This window comes from uncultured Wocania sp. (assembly GCF_964021735.1).
Classification (GTDB): Bacteria; Bacteroidota; Bacteroidia; order Flavobacteriales; family Flavobacteriaceae; genus Wocania_A.
The window spans coordinates 1-3,822 of sequence record NZ_CAXIBN010000237.1; the positions used below are offsets into that span (position 1 = coordinate 1).

The following is a 3,822-nucleotide window of genomic DNA, read 5'->3' on the forward strand; positions in this document are numbered from 1 at the left end:
ACTAGTGTCTAAAATTTATCAAGAAAAGTGTTGTTTTTTAGCTCAGTTCTTTGTTGTGCGTTCGTCTTTATTCATCGTCTATTTTTATTTTCCAATCCACAGACAATAATCTCTTTTTAATCATTTCCAAAGTTTTTAATAGTTCCTTTTCTTCAGGAAAATTACCATAAACCAAATTTTTGAAATCAGTTTCATATGTTGGTTTCAAATCACTCCAAACTTTTTTAGGCTCATCAAATATTAGAGATGAAGAAGGATGATTTTCCAACCACTTATTATTGTTTTTAAAACTTAAAACATCGTCCTGAGCAACTTTCAATAACATATCATCAAATTCTTTTGTGTTAAAGAAATTCAACAATTCTTTTTCCAGTAACAATTGGTTTAAATCATAAACGTGTCTTATTTTATTCCTCAAAGCTTCAATTGGATTTTCACTATAAGAGAAGCGTACCAAGCTCATAATTTTTTCGCAAATTGTTCTAATTGGTTCTAAAACGAGTACGTCAAAAGGAAGTAAATTATTTTCATTTGCTATTTCAATCTGTTGGTTATCAATCATCATTTGTCCTACAAAAGAACATAAACTTTTTGTTGTATATGGTTCAAAATATCCTAACCAAGTTGCTTCAACTACAATAGCATCTCTAACTTGACCATAATTGCCTTGAAACTCTTTACTATAAGAATGAGCCGTTTTGCGATTCATTCCCATTTTTTGTGTTAAACCAGGGATATCTATTTCAGGCAGTACAGTACTAACAACTTTACTAATCGCTTTTATCTTGTTTGTAAGTTTGTTATTAGACTCTCCTTCTCTTCTTAAAACAACCAAATCTATATCTTCTGAAAATCTTTGAATTATACCAAAGCATTTGGATAGGGCAGTACCTCCTTTGAAAACAGTATCACTACCAATTTTATCATTGAATATATTGAAAAGAGCATATGTTACCCAATAATCTTTTTCAACATATATTGCTGGTATTTGCATTTGGTCAGATGTAAACTGAACAGCTTGTCTAAATAATTTTTTATTTTGATGAAGTTTCATAATATATTCCAGTCAGATGATTTACTTAATACTTCACTTGCATTGGATAACTCATATTTAGTAATAGGATTAAGTGATTCTTTTAAAGTTAATGTTATAGCTTTTTCTTGTAATTCATCCAGTAATGCTCCTAATAATGCTCTTGTTGATGGCGGATATTTTAGAGATAGTCGTATTAATTCTTTTTTATCATCTAAATTCAACTTCTTAAGTATTTCCAAAAAACGTAGACAAGATATTTTTACGTTTGTATCGGGGATCTTTTTTATGTATTTAATAGAGTCTAAAATCTGTAATAAAGGAATATTCTTTTTAGTAATAATATTTTTTTGTTTGATGAATGAAATAGTATAACGCTCTCTTTTAAATTTAGGGCGAGTTTGATTTTTTCCAATTTGTATTACGTTACTAACTTGTGTAGTTAATCCTAATCTATTATATATACTATATCCTGTAAGATATCCTACTGTTTTTCCATCTTCATCGAGTAAGTCTTTTACTATTTGCTCTTGATTAGGTTGAAGAATACCAAAGGGTGTTTTTTCAGGTTTGAAGTATTTCCCTTTAGCTAGTTTGGAAATTTTTCCAGAATCAACCATACGATTCAGAGCTTTAATAATTGCTTCTTTTTTTTTTACATCAATATCAAAGTCCTCATAGGTGAATACATACCCTTTAGGCAGTCTGTCTATTGTATTCCTTATGTAATCAGTTACTTTCAATGATTTTAATTTATTTCAAAGATAGTAAAATGTCCAGTTTTTTAAGTAATAAACTGGACAAAAAAATAATTTATTTGGATAGTAACACTGGGTAGCTTATCTTTGCTGTGAATTCACAGCAAAGATAAGCTACCCACCCTTCTTTTATTAAAATTAATTTTCAGAACGTTGTTTTTTAGATGACGCACAACGTTCGGTGTATGGTTAGTTGCGAATTTAAAAGTACATATTTTTGCCTTAAATACTAGCTTTATAAAAAAATAATTACCATTGATTTAGCAAAAAAAGCAATTAACTATACACTTTGTTCTATGCAGTGCTTTCTGTTTTTCACTTTGTAATATTGATATTTCTAGATTCATTATTAACTTTTTTCAAACTCTCAAGTAGTTTTTCTCTGTTATTTTTAGTTAGATAAAAATTATCTGCAAATACAAATTCTATTGATTTGGTATTAGATATATTTTCTAAAGGATTTGCTGATAATAGAACTAAATTAGCTTTATAACCAATTTTGATTTCTCCAGATTTTTTTTTCATCCATTTAGAAGGAGCTACAGTTGCGGAATAAATTGCTTCAGAGCTAGTCAATCCAATATTAACAAGTGATTCTAATTCGTTGTGTAAGGAAAATCCAGGAACAACACAGGTTGCGTTGGCATCTGTACCAGCCAAAATAGGAGTTTTATTGTCTCTTAAAGCTTTCGTCATGATATGTATCGCTTCTACATATGCTTTCCACCATATTTCTGATTTTTGTCTTTTTTCGAAATCATTCTTAATTTCTAAATTCTCGTAGTGATTGTTTCCTGATAACCATCCTTTTCGAATAATAGTGCCTTCTATCAAAGCAGGGTTAGCATATTCAATTTCAAGTGTTTTAAGAAAGTTATCTAAATTAAATTTCTGTTCAGGGAGGCTTTCCATAAGCCATATTGTCGTGGAAACAGCAATATCATTTTTCCTTAGGTTTATTGCTATAGAGTCTGCTCTTGATTTTAAATAATCTAAAAATTCAGCTGTATTATCATAATCCATGCCACCAAAATCACTCATTACATTCTTAGTAATCTCTTCAACGTGAGCCAATTCAGATATTCCAGATTGATACATTCTTTCAAGACCAATATCGGTAGATAAGTGACCTAAAACAGGTAAAAGTTGTTTTTTAGATTCCTCCATAATAGCATCGAAAATTTCCTCATTTAAAAAACTTCCGAGTTTTATTGCGTCAAATCCTTTTTGCTTAAAGTTTTTAATTCCTTTTCGTGCTGTTTCTACGGACGTAAAATTAATTTGTCCTCCAAAATACTTTGAACCCCATCCATATGCTCCTTTTTGACTTCCAACTTTTCTTGTTGCAATAAATAATTCTGGGCTTATTAAATTACCTTCTTTGTATTCTTTTTTCCAATCCAAATGGGTTTGATTGCCAAACATTTCCCATATTGAAGTTATCCCATTTGCTAAATATAACAGCAAATCATTTTTGCTATCAAGTAAGTGCACATGGGTGTCTGTCAAACCAGGAATTAAAAACTTGTCTGTTCCGTCTATATATTGAATAGATGAATCTATCTTTTCAGTAGAGCTTATGCTTTGAATGATTCCGTTTTCCAATATGACATTTTGGTTAGGAATAAAATACTCTGATTTTGAATGAAGAATATTGATATTCTTAATACCAATTCTTTCATAATTTTGAAAAAAAGACTCTGATTTTAGGATTTCTGTATATCCTCCTGCTCCTTTTTTAATTTGATATTTATACGAAATAAATCCTATCAAGCCAATAAATAGGATGATTACCATAAAGCGTATAATCCATTTTTTTCTTATTCTAAATTTCATAAAGGTTTTTTTGATTCACATTGCATAGAACGGTGAGTATATGAAAAGTAGGCGATTTCGAAGCACTAAACTTTCGGTAAAGCAAAAAGTTTGATACGAGCGCAAAGCCTTTATTTTACTGATGTTTCGCCTATTTTTTATATACATCTTAAGTTTGTATTTTAATAAATTAGCCCCCTAATCAGAAAGAATAAA

At 29.6% G+C, this 3,822-nt stretch carries 3 protein-coding genes; all 3 read right to left on the reverse strand.

All coding sequences use genetic code 11. From position 1 onward, the window contains the following. Window positions 1-67 precede the first annotated feature (67 nt). Complete coding sequence (locus tag AADI82_RS14260; protein WP_341217090.1) at window positions 68-1,054, reverse strand: nucleotidyl transferase AbiEii/AbiGii toxin family protein; 987 nt, start codon at window positions 1,052-1,054, stop codon at window positions 68-70. After that, window positions 1,051-1,776, reverse strand: coding sequence for a DUF6088 family protein (locus AADI82_RS14265; protein WP_341217091.1), 726 nt, complete (start codon window positions 1,774-1,776; stop codon window positions 1,051-1,053). Before AADI82_RS14265 ends, AADI82_RS14260 begins: the two co-directional genes overlap by 4 nt. Before the next feature lie 330 nt (window positions 1,777-2,106). Beyond that, the gene (locus AADI82_RS14270; RefSeq protein WP_341217092.1) at window positions 2,107-3,627 is read right to left on the reverse strand and encodes an amidohydrolase family protein; all 1,521 of its coding nucleotides are present in this window, start codon (window positions 3,625-3,627) and stop codon (window positions 2,107-2,109) included. Window positions 3,628-3,822 lie beyond the last annotated feature (195 nt).

Coding starts and splice junctions, on each gene's coding strand:
- AADI82_RS14260 (WP_341217090.1), bottom strand. CDS start 1,054: ATGAAACTTCATCAAAATAAAAAATTATTTAGACAAGCTGTTCAGTTT.
- AADI82_RS14270 (WP_341217092.1), bottom strand. CDS start 3,627: ATGAAATTTAGAATAAGAAAAAAATGGATTATACGCTTTATGGTAATC.